This window comes from Idiomarina sp. A28L (assembly GCF_000218785.1).
Lineage (GTDB): Bacteria > Pseudomonadota > Gammaproteobacteria > Enterobacterales > Alteromonadaceae > Aliidiomarina.
The window spans coordinates 267,589-287,360 of record NZ_AFPO01000021.1 but is presented as its reverse complement, the minus strand read 5'-3'; the positions used below and the strand labels follow the sequence as shown (position 1 = coordinate 287,360).

Annotated in this window: 17 protein-coding genes; 14 read left to right on the top strand and 3 right to left on the bottom strand. The window is 45.8% G+C overall.

What is annotated here, in order from left to right; genetic code table 11:
- Positions 1–98: 98 nt before the first annotated feature.
- Together nadC and A28LD_RS09165 are read right to left on the bottom strand one after the other, a co-directional pair.
- Positions 99–971, bottom strand: coding sequence for a carboxylating nicotinate-nucleotide diphosphorylase (gene nadC / locus A28LD_RS09170; RefSeq protein ID WP_007420804.1), 873 nt, complete (start codon positions 969–971; stop codon positions 99–101).
- A gap of 38 nt (positions 972–1,009) precedes the next feature.
- A complete protein-coding gene (locus A28LD_RS09165) occupies positions 1,010–1,525 on the bottom strand; it encodes a retropepsin-like aspartic protease family protein (protein WP_007420803.1) in 516 nt (171 codons plus the stop codon).
- 138 nt (positions 1,526–1,663) lie between these two features.
- Here A28LD_RS09165 and ampD point away from each other — a divergent pair, with 138 nt between their 5' ends.
- The 12 genes from ampD (at position 1,664) to A28LD_RS09105 (ending at position 14,052) form a co-directional block, all read left to right on the top strand.
- A complete protein-coding gene (gene ampD / locus A28LD_RS09160) occupies positions 1,664–2,224 on the top strand; it encodes a 1,6-anhydro-N-acetylmuramyl-L-alanine amidase AmpD (protein WP_007420802.1) in 561 nt (186 codons plus the stop codon).
- A gap of 48 nt (positions 2,225–2,272) precedes the next feature.
- Complete coding sequence (ampE, locus tag A28LD_RS09155; RefSeq protein ID WP_007420801.1) at positions 2,273–3,067, top strand: regulatory signaling modulator protein AmpE; 795 nt, start codon at positions 2,273–2,275, stop codon at positions 3,065–3,067.
- A gap of 103 nt (positions 3,068–3,170) precedes the next feature.
- Positions 3,171–3,962: a pyruvate dehydrogenase complex transcriptional repressor PdhR gene (gene pdhR, locus A28LD_RS09150; protein ID WP_007420800.1), complete on the top strand. Its 792-nt coding sequence runs from the start codon at positions 3,171–3,173 to the stop codon at positions 3,960–3,962.
- A gap of 9 nt (positions 3,963–3,971) precedes the next feature.
- Positions 3,972–6,638 carry a pyruvate dehydrogenase (acetyl-transferring), homodimeric type gene (aceE, locus tag A28LD_RS09145; RefSeq protein WP_007420799.1) on the top strand — a complete coding sequence of 889 codons (2,667 nt, stop codon included), beginning with the start codon at positions 3,972–3,974 and terminating at the stop codon, positions 6,636–6,638.
- Positions 6,639–6,648: 10 nt separating this feature from the next.
- Positions 6,649–8,427: a dihydrolipoyllysine-residue acetyltransferase gene (gene aceF, locus A28LD_RS09140; protein ID WP_007420798.1), complete on the top strand. Its 1,779-nt coding sequence runs from the start codon at positions 6,649–6,651 to the stop codon at positions 8,425–8,427.
- 102 nt (positions 8,428–8,529) lie between these two features.
- A complete protein-coding gene (gene lpdA, locus A28LD_RS09135) occupies positions 8,530–9,954 on the top strand; it encodes a dihydrolipoyl dehydrogenase (protein WP_007420797.1) in 1,425 nt (474 codons plus the stop codon).
- A 433-nt stretch (positions 9,955–10,387) separates the two neighbouring features.
- Positions 10,388–10,945 (top strand): hypothetical protein, encoded by a 558-nt coding sequence (locus A28LD_RS09130; RefSeq protein ID WP_007420796.1) that lies wholly within the window; start codon positions 10,388–10,390, stop codon positions 10,943–10,945.
- Between the two features lie 104 nt (positions 10,946–11,049).
- Entirely contained in the window at positions 11,050–11,283 is a 234-nt protein-coding gene (locus A28LD_RS09125; RefSeq protein ID WP_007420795.1) for a hypothetical protein, read from the top strand.
- A 151-nt stretch (positions 11,284–11,434) separates the two neighbouring features.
- Positions 11,435–11,716: a type II toxin-antitoxin system Phd/YefM family antitoxin gene (locus A28LD_RS09120; RefSeq protein WP_007420794.1), complete on the top strand. Its 282-nt coding sequence runs from the start codon at positions 11,435–11,437 to the stop codon at positions 11,714–11,716.
- Positions 11,713–12,015 (top strand): type II toxin-antitoxin system RelE/ParE family toxin, encoded by a 303-nt coding sequence (locus A28LD_RS09115; RefSeq protein ID WP_007420793.1) that lies wholly within the window; start codon positions 11,713–11,715, stop codon positions 12,013–12,015. The genes A28LD_RS09120 and A28LD_RS09115 overlap by 4 nt, the downstream gene beginning before the upstream one ends.
- A gap of 394 nt (positions 12,016–12,409) precedes the next feature.
- On the top strand, positions 12,410–13,369 hold the full coding sequence (locus tag A28LD_RS09110) for a sensor domain-containing diguanylate cyclase (protein ID WP_007420792.1): 960 nt from the start codon (positions 12,410–12,412) through the stop codon (positions 13,367–13,369).
- A 125-nt stretch (positions 13,370–13,494) separates the two neighbouring features.
- A complete protein-coding gene (locus A28LD_RS09105; RefSeq protein ID WP_007420791.1) occupies positions 13,495–14,052 on the top strand; it encodes a DUF2058 domain-containing protein in 558 nt (185 codons plus the stop codon).
- Between the two features lie 120 nt (positions 14,053–14,172).
- On the opposite strand, the gene A28LD_RS11995 is transcribed toward A28LD_RS09105, so the two are convergent.
- Positions 14,173–15,705 carry a ParB-like protein gene (locus A28LD_RS11995; RefSeq protein ID WP_007420790.1) on the bottom strand — a complete coding sequence of 511 codons (1,533 nt, stop codon included), beginning with the start codon at positions 15,703–15,705 and terminating at the stop codon, positions 14,173–14,175.
- A 196-nt stretch (positions 15,706–15,901) separates the two neighbouring features.
- On the opposite strand from A28LD_RS11995, the gene A28LD_RS09090 reads away from it, so the two are divergent.
- Together A28LD_RS09090 and A28LD_RS09085 are read left to right on the top strand one after the other, a co-directional pair.
- Positions 15,902–18,688 (top strand): TonB-dependent receptor, encoded by a 2,787-nt coding sequence (locus tag A28LD_RS09090; RefSeq protein ID WP_007420789.1) that lies wholly within the window; start codon positions 15,902–15,904, stop codon positions 18,686–18,688.
- A gap of 201 nt (positions 18,689–18,889) precedes the next feature.
- Complete coding sequence (locus A28LD_RS09085) at positions 18,890–19,759, top strand: diguanylate cyclase domain-containing protein (protein ID WP_007420788.1); 870 nt, start codon at positions 18,890–18,892, stop codon at positions 19,757–19,759.
- Positions 19,760–19,772 lie beyond the last annotated feature (13 nt).

The following is a 19,772-nucleotide window of genomic DNA, read 5'->3' as shown; positions in this document are numbered from 1 at the left end:
TAGGAATTCAGCAATAGCTGAAAAAAGCGGGGTCGTTGATGTGAAGCTCTGGCACTTTAAAGGTGCCAGAGCTTCACATCAACGACCCCATTTTCTTTTTAAAGGCTGGTAACGCGCAGAGATAAATCTAACGCCTGTACGTGCTTTGTGAGTGCGCCAGATGAAATATAATCTACGCCGGTAGCGGCATATTTGGCTAACTGATCGGCGGTTACATTACCCGAAACTTCCAGCTTGGAGCGGCCGCGAGTAAGGCTTACCGCGGTTTCAATATCACTCATGCTGAAATTATCGAGCATAATAACATCGGCACCGGCGGCCAAAGCTTGCTCAAGCTCTGCAAGGTTCTCGGTTTCTACTTCAACCAATAAGCCCGGTTCGTTTTTGCGCGCTGTAGCCACGGCTTTATCAATGCCGCCACAAGCCGCAATGTGGTTCTCTTTAATCAAAAACGCATCATGCAAACCAATGCGGTGATTCGCACCGCCTCCACAGGCTACTGCGTATTTTTGCGCTAAACGCAGGCCCGGAATAGTTTTACGAGTATCTAACAATTGGGTATTGCTGCCGGCTAAATGCACCACCGCGCTTGCAACCGCACTAGCGGTAGCCGATAACGTTTGTAGGAAATTCATTGCCGTGCGTTCGCCGGTAAGTATTGCTCGTGCCGGGCCCGATAAAGTGCAAAGTTCCTGATTTGCGCTAACGGCTGAACCATCATGCACATGCCATTCAATGCGCACGTTATTACCAAGCTGGGCAAATACTTCATCTACCCAAGCGCAGCCACAAATCACACCCGGCTCGCGGGTAATTAGGCGAGCGGTAGCTCGCTGATCGGCAGGAATTAAATTTGCCGTGATATCGGCACTGGCATCAGCAACACCGCCTAAATCTTCGGCCAAAGCAGCGGCTACTTGTTGCGGAATCGATTGGCGCAATGAATCGCTCATACTGGCTGGGTTTTGCATTGGCTACTACTACCTTTATGGGTTAGGAAAATATTAAGTTATTGGCGAATAGTTAGAATTTGGTTCCGTTGGCTGAATTCCAAGCTTCGCAAGGCACTCATACCCAATAAAATATGTTGGCTATCGTAATCAGGAACGATAGTGGCGGCAACATTATACAGGCGAATTTCACCAAGTTGCAGCTCTGAAACCTCAGTTTGAAAGGCATCGGCAATACCATTTGCGGTGCGCACCTGAATGCGGGTGCCTTGGCTAAGGCCTAACTCTTGCGCCAAACGCCCCGGTACTGCAACTTGGGTAGCGCCGGTATCCAATAGAAAGGTAACTTCGCGGCCATTAATAAAGCCATTTGCAATGTAATGCCCGCGCGAATTTTGCTTCAAGGTAACCACCGCTTCACCGTTTTCTTGATAGCTAACCACTTGTTGATTCGGATTTTCTTTCTTTTGCAGAAAGTTCTCGAACCCCCAATACAACACAAAAAGAGCGGCTATCCAGGCAAACCAAGAGAACCATCGGCCCATTTGCCCGCTTGAATCGTTTGAACTTGGCATAAGAGTTAGTCCCTCACTTTACCTTTTCATGTTAAATACGGATACTGAGCTACATTCCCAAGTAACATTCCTAAGTAATGTTACTGAGTTACATAGTAACAAGAGAACCCATTGGAACGGAAACGATAGAGGCACCCATTGCTAAATTTGCAAGCGCACCGATTAACCCCTGTAACTTGGCAGTGCTCACCGCATGCTGATGAGCGGCCCGATAGTAATGATATTAGCCTGCTAGTGGTGCATGGTATCAGCTTGCCCGAGGGTGAGTTTGGTGGGCCTTACATCAATGATTTGTTTCTCGGCTGCCTAGATTGTGAAGCGCACCCGAACTTTGCCATCTTAGAAGGTTTACGGGTATCGGCGCATTGTTTGATCAGGCGCAATGGTGAAATTATCCAATATGTCGATTTTAACCGCCGCGCATGGCATGCCGGAGTTTCCAGTTGGCAAGGGCGCGAACGCTGCAACGATTATTCAATTGGCATTGAACTTGAGGGAACCGATTCCACCCCCTACACTAAACTACAATATGAAGCATTGGCGGAAGTAACTCGAGTTTTACAACAACATTACCCAGCAATCACAAATGAACGCATTGTTGGGCATGAAGATATAGCACCAGGCCGGAAAACAGATCCGGGCCCGGCGTTTGATTGGCAAACATACCGCGCACTCATAAGCGAAACAGCGCACAAATAATAGGCATGATGGCAAAGCACTTGCCAGTGCAACAGAGGAATAAACAACATGATGGTGTTTTCATTATTTATCGCTTTAATTTTAGAGCGATTGCGCATTACTCCAGAAGCTTGGAAGCTAGATCCTATAGCCGATCGGTGGGATGCTTGGCTGAATGAAAAAGATGATATTAATCGCTGGCGCAATCACGATTTATTCGGTCCGCTGTTGCTGGTGGCGCCGGCAATTGTGTTAGCCATCTTGATGTGGATAAACTACAGCGTGCTAGCAGCGGTATTGGTGAATATTATTGTGCTCACTTTGGTTATTGGTTGCCGCACCCAACGTTCAGCACTGCGCCAATATTTTCTAGCGGCAAAGCGCGGCGATAATGCAGAAGTAGAAATTCATGCTGAGGCGCTAAAATATCACCCCGATGAAAACCTTAACACTGGCCAACAATTAGTTTGGTTAAACTTCCGCTTTTATGCGGCGGTTTCGATCTGGTTTATTTTGCTAGGCGCGCCGGGTGCTCTTGCATATGGCTTGCTGCGCTCACGCGCCGATGTATTTCCGAAAATTTTAGCCTGGGTAGAATGGTTGCCGCTGCGTATTTGTGCGTTTGGTTATGTGTTGGTGGGGCATTTTTCGAAAGCGATGCCGGTGTGGCTAAAAATAGTGCCTGAAGGTATTGAAAACCCGCCGCAGCAATTAGTAGATGTAGCGGTAGCAGCTGAAGAAGTGCCAGAAGATCCAGAAAACAACTGGATAGAAGCCGAAGCTTTAGTGAACTTAGTGCGGCGCAACATGATTTTAATCTTGGTTATCGTGGCATTCGCTACCTTACTAGGATGGGTGGTATGACCAATAATGCCACGCATAAATTTGGCTTCAGGGTAAATAACGGATATAATTACCGCCAGTGGTAAATTGGTATTACCAATAAGTTATTTATAATGGGCGGTATATGATTCAACGAGTGGCACAAACCAAGCTATCAGATATCATCGTTTCGCAAATCGAATCGATGATTGTTGATGGTACTTGGGCGGCCGGTGAACGTTTACCCTCAGAGCGCGATTTGGCCACGAAGTTTCATGTATCGCGGCCATCATTGCGCGAAGCAATTCAAAAGCTGGAAGCAAAAGGTTTGGTTTCTCGCCGCCAAGGTGGTGGAACCTTCGTAAGTAACGCGCTTGATCAGCAAGTGCGAGAGCCTTTATTCGAGCTGCTTGCACGGCACCCGGAATCACAATTTGATTTGCTAGAATTTCGCCACGCCCTTGAGGGCGTTTCGTCATTTTATGCGGCTATGCGTGGCACTGATTCTGATTTACAGCACATTGCTGATAGCTTTGCTGCCATTGCCGCAAAGCGCGCGCAATCGGAAGCCGAGCAAGTACACTCTATTGCTGAGCAAGCTGAAGCGCTGATGGTGTTTTACACTAGCATTGCCGAAGCTTCGCATAATGTAGTGCTATTGCATTTAGTTCGCGGTATGCGCGAATTGCTGCAAGAAAATATGCGGCGAAATCTAGAAGTGCTTTCAGAGCGTAGTGATGTAAGAGAACAACTTCATATACATCGGCAAGCAATTGTTGATGCAATTATTGCAAGAAAGCCAGAACAGGCACGTGATGCGTGCCATCAGCATTTGGCGTATATAGAAAAAACCTTGTTACACCTGAATCGGGAACACACCCGGCTGCAACGTTCGTTGCGGCGGAGTGAACCTTTATCGACTCCATTGGAGAAGTAAGGAACCAGTATGGCAGATTTAGATCAGCACGATATCGACCAGCAAGAAACGCAGGAATGGCTAGATTCACTCGAAGCCGTTCTCGATGCTGAAGGCCCAGAGCGGGCGCATTTTATTCTTGAGCAATTGATTGATAAGGCGCGCCGTAGCGGTGCATATCTGCCATATCAGCCAACCACTGCGTATTTGAATACTATTCCGGTAAGCCAAGAGCCAGTAATGCCAGGCGATCATACTTTGGAAGCGCGTATTCGTGCGGCTATTCGTTGGAACGCGTTGGCAATGGTTTTACGCGCATCGAAAAAAGACCTTGAGCTAGGTGGCCATATTTCGAGTTTTGCTTCTTCAGCAATGCTTTACGATGTTGGTTTTAACCACTTCTTCCGGGCTCCGGGCGAAGATGGCGGTGATTTCCTATTTATCCAAGGCCACGTTTCTCCAGGTATCTATGCGCGCGCTTTCTTAGAAGGCCGCATTACCGAAGATCAAATGAACAAATTCCGCCAAGAAGTTGATGGCGATGGCCTTTCTTCGTATCCGCATCCGAAGTTAATGCCAGATTTTTGGCAATTCCCTACTGTTTCTATGGGCCTTGGCCCAATGCAGGCTATTTATACTGCTCGGTTCTTAAAATACCTTACCGATCGCGGCATTAAAGATTGCTCGAAACAGCGTGTTTATTGCTTCTTAGGCGATGGTGAAGTAGATGAGCCAGAAAGCTTAGGTGCGATTGGTTTGGCCACCCGCGAAGGCCTAGATAACCTAACCTTTATTGTGAACTGTAACTTGCAGCGCCTAGATGGCCCAGTGCGTGGTAACGGTAAAATTATCCAAGAACTGGAAGGCACATTCCGTGGCGCCGGTTGGGAAGTAATCAAGGTAATTTGGGGCCGCTATTGGGATCCATTGTTATACCGCGATACCGAAGGCAAGCTTGCTGAAATCATGCAAACCAGCGTAGATGGTGAATACCAAAACTACAAAGCTAAAGGTGGCGCTTACACGCGGGAAAAATTCTTTGGTAAAACCGAAGAAACCAAAGCGATGGTAGCAAATATCTCTGATGAAGATATTTGGCGCTTGAACCGTGGTGGCCACGATCCAGTAAAAGTTTACGCTGCTTACCACAAAGCGGTGAATACCAAAGGCCGGCCACAAGTTATTTTGGCGAAAACTGTAAAAGGTTACGGCATGGGTGCTGCGGGTGAAGGTAAAAACGTAGCGCACCAAGTGAAGAAAATGGATATCGATGCGATTAAACACTTCCGCGATCGTTTCAATATTCCAATTAAAGATGCTGATTTAGAAGATATGCCGTTCTATCGCTTCCCAGAAGATAGCGAAGAGATGAAGTATATGAAAGAGCGCCGCGAGAAGCTCGGTGGCTTTATGCCCGTGCGTTTAGCGGAAACCGATAAAGAGCTAGATGTACCAAGCTTGAAAGCCTTTGATGCGGTATTGAAAGGCAGCGGCGATCGGGAAATTTCAACTACTATGGCGTTTGTACGTGTACTTACCGCTATGTTGAAAGATAAGAAAATTGGTTCGCGGGTAGTGCCCATTATTCCTGATGAAGCGCGTACGTTCGGTATGGAAGGCTTGTTCCGTCAAGTAGGCATTTACTCAAGCCAAGGCCAGAAATATACCCCACAAGATGCGGATCAAGTGGCTTATTATCGTGAAGATAAGAAAGGCCAGGTATTGCAAGAAGGCATTAACGAATTAGGTGCTATGGCCTCGTTCGTGGCGGCAGGTACTAGCTACTCCACCAACAACGAACCGATGATCCCGGTATACATCTATTACTCGATGTTCGGTTTCCAACGTGTGGGCGATTTAGTATGGGCTGCAGGCGATAGCCAAACCCGTGGTTTCTTAGTGGGCGGCACTGCCGGCCGAACTACACTAAATGGCGAAGGCTTACAGCACCAAGATGGCCATAGCTTATTGCATTTTGGCACTGTGCCAAATTGCATCAGCTATGATCCAACGTACGGCTACGAAGTAGCGGTTATCGTACAAGATGGCATGCGCCGCATGTTCGCTGAGCAAGAAAATGTTTTCTATTACATCACTGTAATGAACGAAAACTACAAGCAACCAGAAATGGCTGAAGGCGTTGAAGAAGGTATTCTGCGCGGTATTTACAAGCTGGATCAGGTGAAAGCGAAGAAAGCGAAAGCGAAAGTACGTTTATTGGGCTCAGGCACAATTTTGCAGCAAGTGCGCGCAGCAGCGAGCATTTTGGCTGAGAAATATGATGTTGATGCCAGCGTATTTAGTGCTACCTCGTTTAATGAATTGGCGCGTGATGGGTTAGATGTTGAACGTTACAACATGCTGAACCCAACCAAGAAAGAGAAAAAAGCATACATCACTTCAGTGCTGGAAAAAGAAGAAGGCCCAGTAATTGCTGCCACTGATTATATGAAACTCTATGCCGACCAAGTTCGCGCATGGGTGCCAGGTAATTACCGTGTGCTCGGCACCGATGGCTTTGGACGCTCGGATAGCCGCGAGAACTTGCGCCGTCATTTTGAAGTAAACGCTGAGTATATTGTTGTAGCCGCTCTTAGTGAGCTGGCGAAAGCAGGTGATATCGATAAGAAAGTAGTTGCGCAAGCAATTAAAGATTTCGGTATTGATGTTGATAAAGCAAACCCACTCTACGCATAAGGAGAACATGATGGCTGATGCAAAAGAAGTTCTAGTTCCCGATGTAGGTGGGGAAAGCGTTGAAGTTATCGAAGTATTGGTAAGTGACGGCGATAGCATAGAAGCAGAAGATTCGTTGGTAACCGTAGAGAGCGATAAAGCCTCGATGGATATTCCAGCTCCTTTCGGTGGCAAAGTAAAAAGCCTGAAAGTGAAGGTTGGCGATAAAATTAGTGAAGGCGATTTGCTGGCGCTAATGGAGGCGGCTGATGATTCTGTTTCAAGCGATGATTCAGGCTCTGATGCCGAATCTGATGAAAAATCACCCGAAAAGAACTCAAACGAGGAAGAAAAATCCTCGAGTGAAAGCAAAAAAGACTCAAACGAAGATGATAACTCCTCAAATGAGTCCAAGAAAGATGATTCGAAATCTGCAAGCAAGAAGAAACCTTCTGGTGGCACGCAAACTATTGAAGTAAACGTGCCCGATATCGGTGAATCAGGTGAAGTTGAAGTAATTGAAGTGTTAGTTGCCGAAGGCGATGATATTTCAGAAGAAGATGGCCTGATCACGCTAGAAACCGATAAAGCCACCATGGATGTGCCTAGCCCGAAAGCCGGTAAAGTGAAAAGCTTGAAAGTGAAAGTGGGCGATAAAGTGAAAGAAGGTTCGCTCGTGCTTGAGCTAGAAATCGCTGGTGAAGATGATGGTGAGGAAGAAGATACTGCCGATTCTGCCTCTGATAGTAGCTCTGATGAGAAAGAAGAGAAGAGCTCGAAAAGCGATTCTGATTCTAAAGACGATACAAGCGAACGTGATTCTGGTAGCAGAAAAGAACCACCAGTGCCTGATCATCCGTTAGGACGCAAAGGTAAAGACGATGCTCTAGTGCATGCTTCACCTGCAGTGCGCCGCGTAGCGCGTGAGTTTGGTGTTGATCTTAGTAAAGTTTCTGGCACCGGCCCGAAAAACCGCGTGTTGAAAGAAGATGTGCAAGAGTTTGTGAAATACGAACTTTCGCGCCCGAAAGCTTCTTCTGCCCCTTCTTCAGGCGGTGCTGGCGGCCTGCAAGTAATTGCCCAGCCGAAAGTTGATTTCAGCAAGTTTGGTGAAATCGAAGAAGTGGAAATGTCGCGCATTCAGCGTTTATCGGGGCCGAATCTACATCGCAACTGGGTAACCATTCCGCATGTAACGCAGTTTGATGAAGCGGATATCACCGAGCTTGAGAAATTCCGTAAGGCAGAGAACGAGCAGTTGGCGAAGAGAAAAGCCGATGTGAAGTTCACGCCACTGGTATTTATCATGAAAGCGGTTGCAAAAGCGCTGGCAGAATTCCCAGAGTTCAATTCTTCGTTACACGAAGATGGCGAGCACTTGATTCTGAAGAAATACATCAATATTGGTATTGCCGTAGATACGCCGAAGGGCCTAGTGGTGCCGGTTATCCGTGATGTGGATAAGAAAGGTATTGCCGAGCTTTCTCGCGATTTGGCCGATGTAAGCATTCGTGCCCGCGATGGCAAGCTAAAATCTGCCGATATGCAGGGCGGCTGTTTCTCAATCTCAAGCTTAGGCGGCATTGGTGGTACGGCGTTTACGCCTATCGTAAATGCGCCAGAAGTAGCTATTCTCGGGGTATCAAAAAGCGATATCAAACCGGTATGGAATGGCAAAGAGTTTGAGCCACGGTTAATGCTGCCACTGAGTCTTTCCTATGATCACCGAGTAATTGATGGTGCATTAGCGGCGCGGTTCTCAGTGTATTTGGCCGGCGTGCTTTCCGATATCCGGAAAATTATACTCTAAACAAGACGTACCGAGGATTTCTCGGTACAATACAGCGCAAATTTGAGCGCGAATTTGAATTTTATTTTTGGCGCAGCAGTTAGCGAAAAAATAGGGGTTATCATGAGCAACGAAATTAAAACACAGGTTGTAGTTCTTGGCGGAGGCCCGGGTGGTTATTCAGCCGCTTTCCGTGCAGCCGATTTAGGTTTGGATGTAGTAATTGTTGAACGTTACAACGTGTTAGGCGGTGTTTGTTTGAACGTGGGTTGTATCCCTTCAAAAGCCCTGCTGCACCTAGCTAAACATATTGAAGATGCCAAGCATTTAGGCGATGCAGGTGTTACTTTTACTGCGCCGAAAATTGATTTAGATAAAATTCGCTCGCATAAAGAAAAAGTAATCAGCCAGCTTACAAATGGCCTTGGCCAAATGTCGAAAATGCGCAAAGTGAAAGTTATTGTGGGTACTGGTGAATTTACCGGTGCGAACGAGCTTAAAGTAACTGGCGATGAAGAAACGGTTATCAAATTTGATAACGCCATTATAGCTGCCGGTTCAAAACCCGTTGAATTGCCATTTATCCCGCATGAAGATGAGCGCATTTGGGATTCAACCGATGCACTAGAAATGCCGTTCATTCCAAAGAAAATGCTGCTTTTGGGCGGCGGTATCATTGGTTTAGAAATGGGCTGCGTATATAGCGCATTAGGTTCAAAACTAGATGTAGTTGAGTTCATGGACCAACTAATTCCTGCGGCTGATAAAGATTTGGTGAAAGTATTCACCAAAGCCATGAAGCCTAAGTTCGATAACATCATGTTAGAAACTAAAGTAACCGCAGTTGAAGCTAAGAAAGATGGCATTCACGTTACTTTTGAAGGCAAAAACGCACCAGAAAAACCAGTGAAATACGATGCAGTATTAGTAGCCGTTGGCCGTACACCAAATGGCGGCAAATTAGGTGCTGATAAAGCAGGCGTTAATGTAACCGATCGCGGTTTCATTGAAGTTGATAAGCAAATGCGCACTAACGTTGACCACATCTTCGCTATCGGCGATATCGTTGGCCAGCCAATGCTTGCGCACAAAGCGGTTCACGAAGGCCATGTTGCTGCCGAAGTAATTTCTGGCAAGAAACACTTCTTTGATCCGAAAGTAATTCCTTCAATTGCCTATACCGATCCAGAAGTTGCATGGGCAGGTTTAACCGAGAAAGAAGCGAAAGAGCAAGATATCGCCATTGAAACCGCCGTGTTCCCATGGTCGGCTTCAGGCCGCGCAATTGCTTCTGGCGCAACCGATGGCTTCACGAAATTGATTTTCGATAAAGAAAGCCACCGCATTCTCGGCGGTGCCATTGTAGGTTCGCACGCAGGTGAGCTACTGGGCGAAATCTGCCTAGCCATCGAAATGGGTGCGGATGCCGAAGATATCGCACTAACCGTACACGCTCACCCAACATTGCATGAATCAGTTGGCTTGGCCGCGGAAGTGATGGAAGGTTCTATTACTGATATGCCAAACAAGAAAGCTAAGAAGAAGTAATTTTTAGTTTTTAACGATAATAAATAGCTGCGGAAGCTAAATGCCAATGCCGTAGCACAGAAAATAGGCCTACCATGGTGCAAACCGTGATAGGCCTTTTTTATTGCACACCACCCGCTTATAGCGTTATTCGAGCATGCACAATTAGCCGCAACCCAATTCTCGTTATCAACTTGCCTCCCTCCAAAAAAAGCCGTAATGTTAAATACTTGTAAGTTAAACAACTTAGATAATGAGCACCGGTGCCTGAGATAATGCGCACGCATATTATCTGCAATTAACAAGCACGGTCACTTTCACATCTAAAAATACAGGGATGCATCTCATTTTATTACTTAATTTCAATACCCTGTATATTTTTTTAGCTCTCTGCCATGCGCCACAAAGTGTCGGGCTTTATATATAAATGTTATGTTTTCTCAGGGGGCTTTGAATGCTCGAATATCTGAAGTTGCTTGTTGATCTTATTGGCCACATTGCTTGGCCTGGGCTGATATTGTTGGTTGTATACCAATTTAAGGACGAGCTTCCCGCTTTATTGACGCGCATTAAAAAAGCAAAAGTTGGAAATGCTGAGTTTGATTTTACAGAAGCTGTTACTGAAGTTAAAAACCTCGCTTTTCAAGCCGGTATTAGTATTTCTGGAATAAGTGGTTTATTTAGTAATCAAGACATGATGCTGTTTAAAGAAGCACCTGAGTGGGCATTTATCAAATCGTGGCAAAAAATAGAAAGTCTATTGCTCAGGTCAAACGTAGGTAAACCCATAGCTTCCATTAATCGCATGATTGATGAACTACTAAGTTTGTCTTTAATCGATAGCGAAGTCGGCAACCTAGTTGTAAAAATGTATCGTTTAAGGAACGAAATCGTTCACGCCAAAAATCCTGAGATCTCTCGCGGTGAAGTTTTGGAGTGGCTGGGTTTGTCTAAGAGTGTTCATGATCGATTAGAACAACAACTATCAAGTGCTGGTTTATTAAAAACATAACAATCAAATTTTATCGCCAGCAAAAAAGCGCTGGCTGCGACTTCAACCCGCTGCGCGGCTTTCCGCGCTAAATTTGGGCGTTATAAATCTCAAAAGGAGTAAATATGGATATCAATGGAACAGTTACAGGACTATTTCTTTTCTTTTGCGGAGTGGTCATCGGTTTAATTGGTTATTGCTTAGGTCGCCGGAAAACTCAAACTCCATTTCTTGCTGGCGTACTTGGCTTTTTTCTGGGACTTATACCAATTTTTGGCATAATCTATTTAGTTATTCTAATGCTGAAAAATGACGTGGCTACTAATGAAAGTGCAGCGCATTCGAAGAATGATTTATAACAAGTCGCAGCAGTACGCGCCTTTGGCGCCGGACACTCACTTCGTTCGTGCCGCTGTGCTCGGGCGTTATGTTTCGTCAATCCTTTTCTTGCGAATTCCTAGACTGTAACGTACATTTATAAGTACATAAAGTTGTACGTAGGTGATGCCAATGAAAAGAATGCGTGTAGACGAAGATATTCGACCTCTATCTGAATTTCGGGCCGGGGTTGCAAAGTTTGTTAAGCAAATTCATGAAACGCGGCGCCCGATGGTTCTTACACAGCGAGGCCGCGGAGTTGCAGTGCTGGTTGATGTTCAAGAGTACGAAAAGATGCAAGAGCGTTTGGAAGTGCTCGAAGAGGTTTACCGCGCTGAAGAGCAAATCGCTAATGGTGCCGGAATTTCTCATGAAGATGCAAAATTGCGCATTTTGAGTAAATTAGCCCAATGAAATTAGTCTGGTCTCCGCTTGCGCTAGAGCGCGTAGAAAGTATCGCTCAATACATTGCCGAAGATAAACCGAGTGCGGCGCTATATTGGGTTGATGGATTATTTTCTTGCGTCGATCGGTTAGCTGAATTTCCGGAGAGTGGGCGAGTCGTCCCTGAGGTGCGTTTGCAGCGTATTCGAGAAGTGATGTTTGGCTCTTACCGGGTTATTTACAGCGTAACAAATCGGGTGGATATTCTAACGGTTCGTCGCAGCAGTCAGTTATTAAAAGCCTCTGAGCTCGGTGTTGATGAAACATAACAAGTCAATAAACTGCGCGCCTGCGGTCGCCGGACGCTCGTTCCTCGCGCCGTTTATGGCGGGCTGGTGTGATTTTTATTCTGTGCAGAGATAGCGTGTGTTAGCTATTAGAATTCTCGGAAGCGCTCATTCCTTCGAATCGGCTAATCGGGGAACTACTTTTCATTTCTTTTCTATTCTATTCAAGATATTCCTGCTCTACTCACGGAGTGGTATGGTTGGCAAAGCTAGGTTTTCTGGTAATATAAATGTTATGTGATGTGAGAATTTTGAACCTATGGGATTTGAGTTTTAGGTAGTTAACTATAGGAACAAACGCGCGTTTTCAGCGCTGAACAACAGCTTCTCGGGTGCTTTTTTCTTGGGCGTTAAGTGGATACCAAAGGCTAGCGTAATGAAAAAACCTAATATAACAAAAGACGAGCAAGCTAGGCTTAATACCCTTAGATCACTCGGTGTTCTAGATACACCAAAAGAAGAACGATTTGACCGCCTGACGCGGTTGGCGAAAAGGCTGTTTGATGTGCCTATTGCGCTTGTTAGTCTTGTCGATGAAAATCGTCAATGGTTCAAATCTTGCGTAGGCTTAAGTATAAGTGAAACACCACGCGATATCTCATTTTGTGGCCATGCAATCCTAGGTGAAGATCTGTTTATCATTCCAGATACGTGCAAAGATGCACGCTTTGCGGACAATCCCTTGGTTGTTGATGAACCTTATATTCGCTTCTATGCCGGATGCCCACTCAGCGCACCGGATGGAAGTAAGCTTGGTACTTTGTGTATTCTCGATTGCAGGCCCAGAATCTTTGATCAGGAAGATATGGAAGCTTTAGCAGACCTTGCATCGATGGTAGAACGTGAACTTTCAGCTATACAGCAGGCGACATTAGATGAGCTTACCAATATTTCAAACCGGCGCGGATTCATAACGCTCGCTGAACAAAGCCTGAAGCTTTGCGCGCGACAAAAACTTGCCGCTTCGCTGATATTTATCGACTTGGATAATTTTAAGCAGGTAAACGATACTTTTGGGCATGCGGAAGGGGATCGCGCATTGATTGCCTTTGCAGAACAAATTAAAGCAGTGTGCCGAGAATCGGATATTTGTGGAAGATTAGGAGGCGATGAATTTGCCATGCTATTGGTTGATTTATCCGAGGAAGAGGCAAACTCTGTTGTTTTAAGGCTTAATCAGTCAGTGAATAAATACAATCAGGAAGCAAAGCGCGGGTACGATATTCTCTTCTCTAATGGTGTGCTGCAAATCTGTTCTGATAAGCACCCAACAATTGAAGCTATGTTGGCGGAAGTAGATTCTCTAATGTATGCACATAAAGGATCTAAAGATTAACCTAACTTAAGCACCAAACTTTTACTTCACGAAATCAATGAAGCATTTATTAGTTGAATCTAGGAAATGCTATTATAAGGCACAAATCACGGCTTAATTTATATGAGATGTAGGGCAAAACACCTATGAAAAATGCGTTACAAGAGCAACTGCTGAAAGCGGGTTTGGCAGATGAAAAAAAGCTCAAGAAGATGAAAAAAGAGAAGCATTTGCAGCGCAAGCAAGTGGGCAAGAAGCAGAAGATTGTGAATGAAGCTACGCTTTCAGTTGCGGAGCAGCGGCGTGAGCAGGTGGCGCGTGATCAAGAGCTTAATCGTCAGCGCAAAGCCGAAGCGGAAGAAAAAGCGATTGCGGCGCAAGTGCGGCAGTTAATTAACGTGAACCGAATATCTCACCAAGGTGAAGTGGCGTTTAACTTTGCCGATGGTAACTTGGTGAAGCGGTTATATGTGAATCAGAAAATTCATAATGAGCTTACTAAAGGCAAGCTTGCCATTGCTCGCGATGCCATTGCTCCTGATAAGAATGGTTATGCCCTTATTCCAGCACAGGTTGCCGATAAAATTCAGCAGCGCATTCCAACGGCAATTGTTTTATTGAATGTGAATGATGTAGTTGAGAATGATGCCGACGAAGAAGATCCGTATGCGGATTACAAAATTCCTGACGATTTAATGTGGTGATTGTTTTACGGGCAATTGTTTCACAGCTAATGGTTTCACCGGTAACGGCTTCACACGAGAAGCGCCTAACTTTGTTAGCAACACTCGGCTAGCAAACACCAGCTAAACATTGGAGCACGGTTACCTTGCCCGCTCCAGTATCTCCATAGCCACTAATCTGGATTCGAAACGCACATCGGTAACTGAGCCGCTTTCGCCTTTGTAGTTTTCGAACCACAACTGCAATATTTCCGGAATAGCGGGGTGGGTTTCGGTGAGCTCGGCAATATCGGTCACCGCGCCGAAAACTGGGTGGTTTGGGTCTACCGCGATAAGTTTATCATCTTGCTCGCCATTATCGAGCATGGTCATGATGCCGATAATTCTTACTGCGATAAGTTCACCTTGTTGTAGTGGTGAACCTAAAACCAATACATCTAGAGGGTCGCCATCGCCACCCTCTGATTTTTCCAGCAATGTATTCGGAATAATGCCGTAGTTTGCTGGATAACCAAGAAACTGAACCCAACGTGGGCTGCCGTTTTCGAGTTCCCACTCTAGCCAATTCTCATCACTGTGATTTTGCTGCCATTTTTGTTGGCTGCCGCTGGTGATTTCAATCATTGCCAGTACAAGCCCTTCGGCAACTTCGGGTTCAGCACTTGCAATAGGCTGTTGATTGAAAACACAGTGCCGCAATTCCGCAGCATTGGTATCGAGCAGCGCATAAGCAAGTTTACCAAGCTTTTGGCTATCGCAAATTAGCGCTTCAAGTTCACGCTCAGTGCCTGCTGCAAATTTTCCAAGTTCAGCCGCAGTTTGCTGCTCACGCCCGCCGCTTTCATTCAAAACGATATCACCACTCATGCCGCCAATATATCCGGCTAGCTTACTCAACCAACGCATATAGGTTTGCATATTTTCTAGGTTTGCAGGCGGCTGTAACATGGCTTGTTCCCGCAAATGATTCGCCCAATAAAACTCTACGAATGGAACTGAAGGGGCAGGCTTGCTCCATACCAACCCGCGCAAAAAATATAGGGCTGCACGAAAATCATCGTTAGCTATGTTGGAACGGCCAAGTTTACTTGGTAATTGCTGCGGGCTAATGGCGTGGCCTTCTGCATTTCGCAACCATGTAAGTTGATTCTGCTGCATCCAGCGCCAGAATTCGGCATCTGTAAGCTCTGATTTATCATGGGTAATTAACACGCTAACTGTAAAATCGGCACCGCCTTCGGGCATTTCATAAAAAATAGAAAAAGTATGGTGGCCATCGGTGAGGTAGAGCTGCCCACCGGGGCCAACTATTGCGGTTTTGAGCTCGTTAAACTTAGGGGGCTGGCCGTCACCAGTGCAATTGGGTAAGTGCAAGCTTGCGGTTTGTATTTGCATAGCACGGCCTAATCCGCGAGCTTCGCAGATATCATCTAACCGCTTTTGTGGCTCAAACCGATAGCGATTGAGTTTATAGGCCACTTGGGCGTGCGCAATAACCCCCTGGGTGGGGTGCAATTCGCTCAAGTCTATTTCAATCACGTGGTTTACTCTCGGGGCTTGCGCCTGCCCGGGCGCTCGCTCCTGTGCATGGGCAACGTTGGCATAAAGCAACTGCAGCATGATAGCAATAAGGAGGCTAGCGGAGAGAGCTGAAAATGCTTTGAAAATTGGCATGAGGTGATTTCATATTAGGTCATTTAATGTTCGTAATATAACAACTTTTGATGACTATTCGATGACAAAACTACTGGTATTCTTTGTCTTGTCACTGAACAGTCGTTGATTTGTAACAGGAACTGCGCAAAAGCGTCATTTACCTTCTATACCGTTGAGCGGTCTTTTCATTACAATTTTATTGAAGGTGCTCACAATGTTGCGAACTCCTCGGTTCTCTCGGAAAGTAACCACACAAGCGGTGCTACTTGCACTAGCTTTACCCATGGCTGGTGTAGTGCAAGCCGCTACTACAGTGCAAGGGGAAGTAAAGAATGCCAACGGCCAACCGCTAAGCGGTGTTCAAGTTGAGGTTGTAGGCACTTCTCGTAGTGTATTCACGGATCAAGATGGGCGTTTTGTGCTGCGCCAAGTGGAAGATGGCACTGTTACCTTGCGCTTTCAATACCTTGGGTTACCAAGTGTTGAGCGAGCGGTTCAAGTAACAGGCGCGAATACGGAAGAGTTAGATGTTGTGTTAACAGCGCGAGTTGAAAGCATTGAGCGGATTCAGGTAACGGGTCAGCGCGAAGCGCAAAACCGAGCTCTGAATGCTTATCGCGCGTCTGATGCAATTGCCAGCTTCGTTGAATCAGATGATATGGGTCAGTTTGTTGATCAGAACGTGGCTGAATCGCTACAACGTATTGTTGGTGCTTCTATCTCACGCGACCAAGGTGAAGGCCGTTTTGTGAGCGTGCGCGGTGTTGATGCTGGCTTAAGTACCGTAACGGTTAACGGTATGCGTATCGGAACACCAGAAGATGGTTCCCGTGCGGTACCGCTCGATGTTATTCCTACCGGCTCAGTAGAGGGTATCTCGGTTGTGAAAGCGCCTACTCCGAATATGCCTGGCGATGCCATCGGTGGCTCGGTAGATGTGCGTTCAGCATCACCTTTCGATCGCGAAGGCCGCAGTATTCGTTATCGTGCGGAAGCTTCCTATAACGAGTTGAGTGGCGAAACTAGCCCGAAATTGCAGTTTAACTTCAGCGATGTATTAAATGATAACTTCGGTGTTTCATTTGGTGTGAACTTCCTTGACCGCAAGCTGGAATCGGACAATATCGAAGCCGAATACGATATGGTAGATTTTGGTGATGGCGAAGTGTTCTCCATCATCGAAGCGCAAGAGCGGAAATACTATGTGAATCGTGAGCGTTTAGGCACGAACTTAAATTTAGAATATCGCCCTGATAGCAACACGAAATTTTTTGCGAATACTGTATACAGCGAGTTTAAAGATGCAGAAACGCGCCAGCGCAGTATCTACATCTTCGAAGATGGCGATTTAACCAGCTTTGATGGTGAACAAGGCGCAGTGGCTGACATGCCGGAAGATTCATTCCGCCGCCGCATTCGTTTCCGGACAAAAGAGCAAGATACACTCGCGTTTTCAGCGGGCGGTGAGCATATGTTCGAAACCTGGGATTTGAGCTACCGTGCTGGTATTTCAACTACCAAAGAACGAGTGTTAGACGAGAACGAAGGCCGCTACGAATATGATCAGGGTAATTTAGACGCGACCTATAGAATTGGCTCTGGTATTCCATCGTTCGAAATCTTACGCAACGGCACTGCCGATACTACGCATCGCGATAACGCCAACTATGTGCTTGATCGCGCGGTATTGGAGCCGAAGTTAATTGATGATAATGAATACAGTGTTGGTTTCGATGCAACCTACCCTTATGCCTTTAACAACCAATCATTAACGCTACAAGCAGGTGTTGATTTACGTTGGAAGGATAAAGATGTTGATGTGAACGAAATTGAATTACGCAGTGTGCCCGATGCGCGTTTAGATGCGCTCACCATTACGGCGCCGAGCTATGGCTTAGGAAACCTTGGTCAAGGTATTAGCTACAGCCGGTATGTTGATTTCTTTACTGCGAACCGTTCTGAGTTCAACCTCCGCCCACGAGATGAGCAAGAAGCGATTGAGCTGCTTTTGGCAGAAGATTTCGTGGCGGATGAAGATGTGTTCTCGGGTTACTTAATGGGTACTTGGGACCTTGACCGCACACGCGTAATTGCAGGTGCTCGAGTTGAGCGTACTAAATACTCAGCAACTGGCAATCAGCTTGATTTCCTAGGAGATGGAAGTTTGCAGGTAACCGATCGTTCGGTATCTTCGGATTATACTAATGTGCTGCCAGGCATTCATGTAGCTTACGATTTATCACCAGACATGGTATTGCGTGGTGCTTGGACAAACACCATCGCGCGCCCTAGCTTCTCGGATATTTCGCCACGCGCTTCGGTTGACCGTGAAGATAACGAAGTTGAATTGGGTAACCCAGATTTAAAACCATACGAAGCGATGAACTTTGATTTGGTGTTTGATTGGTATTACAACCAAGGCAGCGTGCTTTCAGTGGGTGCGTTCTACAAAGATATTGATAACTATGTTGTGGAACTGACATCCAATGATGTGCCTGAGTTTGATGGCTTTGATGTAACTCGGCCAACCAATAGTACCAAGGCTTCGATTGCAGGTATGGAGTTTAACTTGCAGCACAGTTTTACATCTGAGAACTTGCAAGGGTTCTTAGTTGGCGCGAATTTAACCGCATTGGATACTGATTTAGAGCTGTTCGAACGTCAAGGTGAGAGCTTTGCTTTACCTGACGCGGCAGAGCTATCGGGTAACTTATATGTAGGTTACGAGCGTGAGCGCTTTGGTACCCGTGTGAGCCTTTCTCACCGTGATAAAATGCTTACAGAAGTTGGTGATGACACGCGTTATGATATTTATGTTTCAAAGCATACGCAGTTGGATTGGACAGCATCTTATAATATCAACCGTCACTTCCAGTTAGTATTTGAAGTAACCAATATTACGGATGAGCCGCTTGAGTTATACCAAGGTACTTCAAACTATACTTTGCAGTTTGAAGAATACGGGCGCACCTTTGCTATCGGATTTAAAGGCCAGTTCTAATTAATCGGGCTTTGAAACCGTGTGTTGAAATTTAAAAAGCTGCCAACGAGTTGGCAGCTTTTTTTTGCATGATTGGAAAGATAGGGCTTGCTGTTAGATCGCTGTGTGCTTTGTATTATTTATGGTATATGCTTTTGTAAGAATATAAACATTAGACTTTGCCCGACTATATTTTAGGTAGGGAAGACGGAACTTTATAACATGCCCGTTAATATAAAAGCGCTCGCCCCCAAACTAATCAATTTAATGCTCGATACCGTTTTTGTTGTGGACCCGGAAAATCATATTGTTTTTGTAAGTGATGCCTGCGAAGAGTTGCTCGGTTATCCGCCTGCAGAACTAATTGGCACAATGATTACCGATTATATGCATCCGGAAGATCTGGAGATATCAAAAGCTTCGATTGAGCGCGTAATGCAAGGCCAACCTCATATTGATTTTCGCAATCGCTATCTGCGTAAAGATGGTGAAGTAGTGTACATTTTATGGGCGGCCCGCTGGTATGAAGAAGAACAAGTGCGCATTGGTGTTGCGCGCGATGTAACGGCACTCAAAAAAGCGGAAGATGAACTGCGTTTTCTTGCCCATCATGATCCACTAACCGGTTTAACTAACCGCTCTTTGTTTAACGACAGGTTAAGTTCGGCGATGAGCTCAGCTCGCCGCCATAAATCTCATTTTGCTTTGTTGTTCCTTGATGTGAATAACTTTAAAAATATTAACGATGAATATGGGCATTCAATGGGAGATCTTGTACTCCGCGAAGTGGCTCAGCGTTTGCAACAACATCTTCGTGAAACGGATACCGTGGCTCGCATGGGCGGCGATGAATTTACGGTATTGCTAACGGATATCCAATCGGTTGATGCGGTTACTACTGTGGTTCAGCAAATAATGACGGTAATGTCGGAACCTTTGGGCACTGAGTTTAAAGGGTTAGACATGCCCTCGTGTAGTATCGGCGTGGCTTGTTATCCAGATGATGGTGAAGATATTGATACGCTTTTGAGTGTTGCAGATAGCAACATGTATGATATTAAAAGAAAAGGTATAGAAGAAGAGCGACAATAATAAGCTGAGGGAG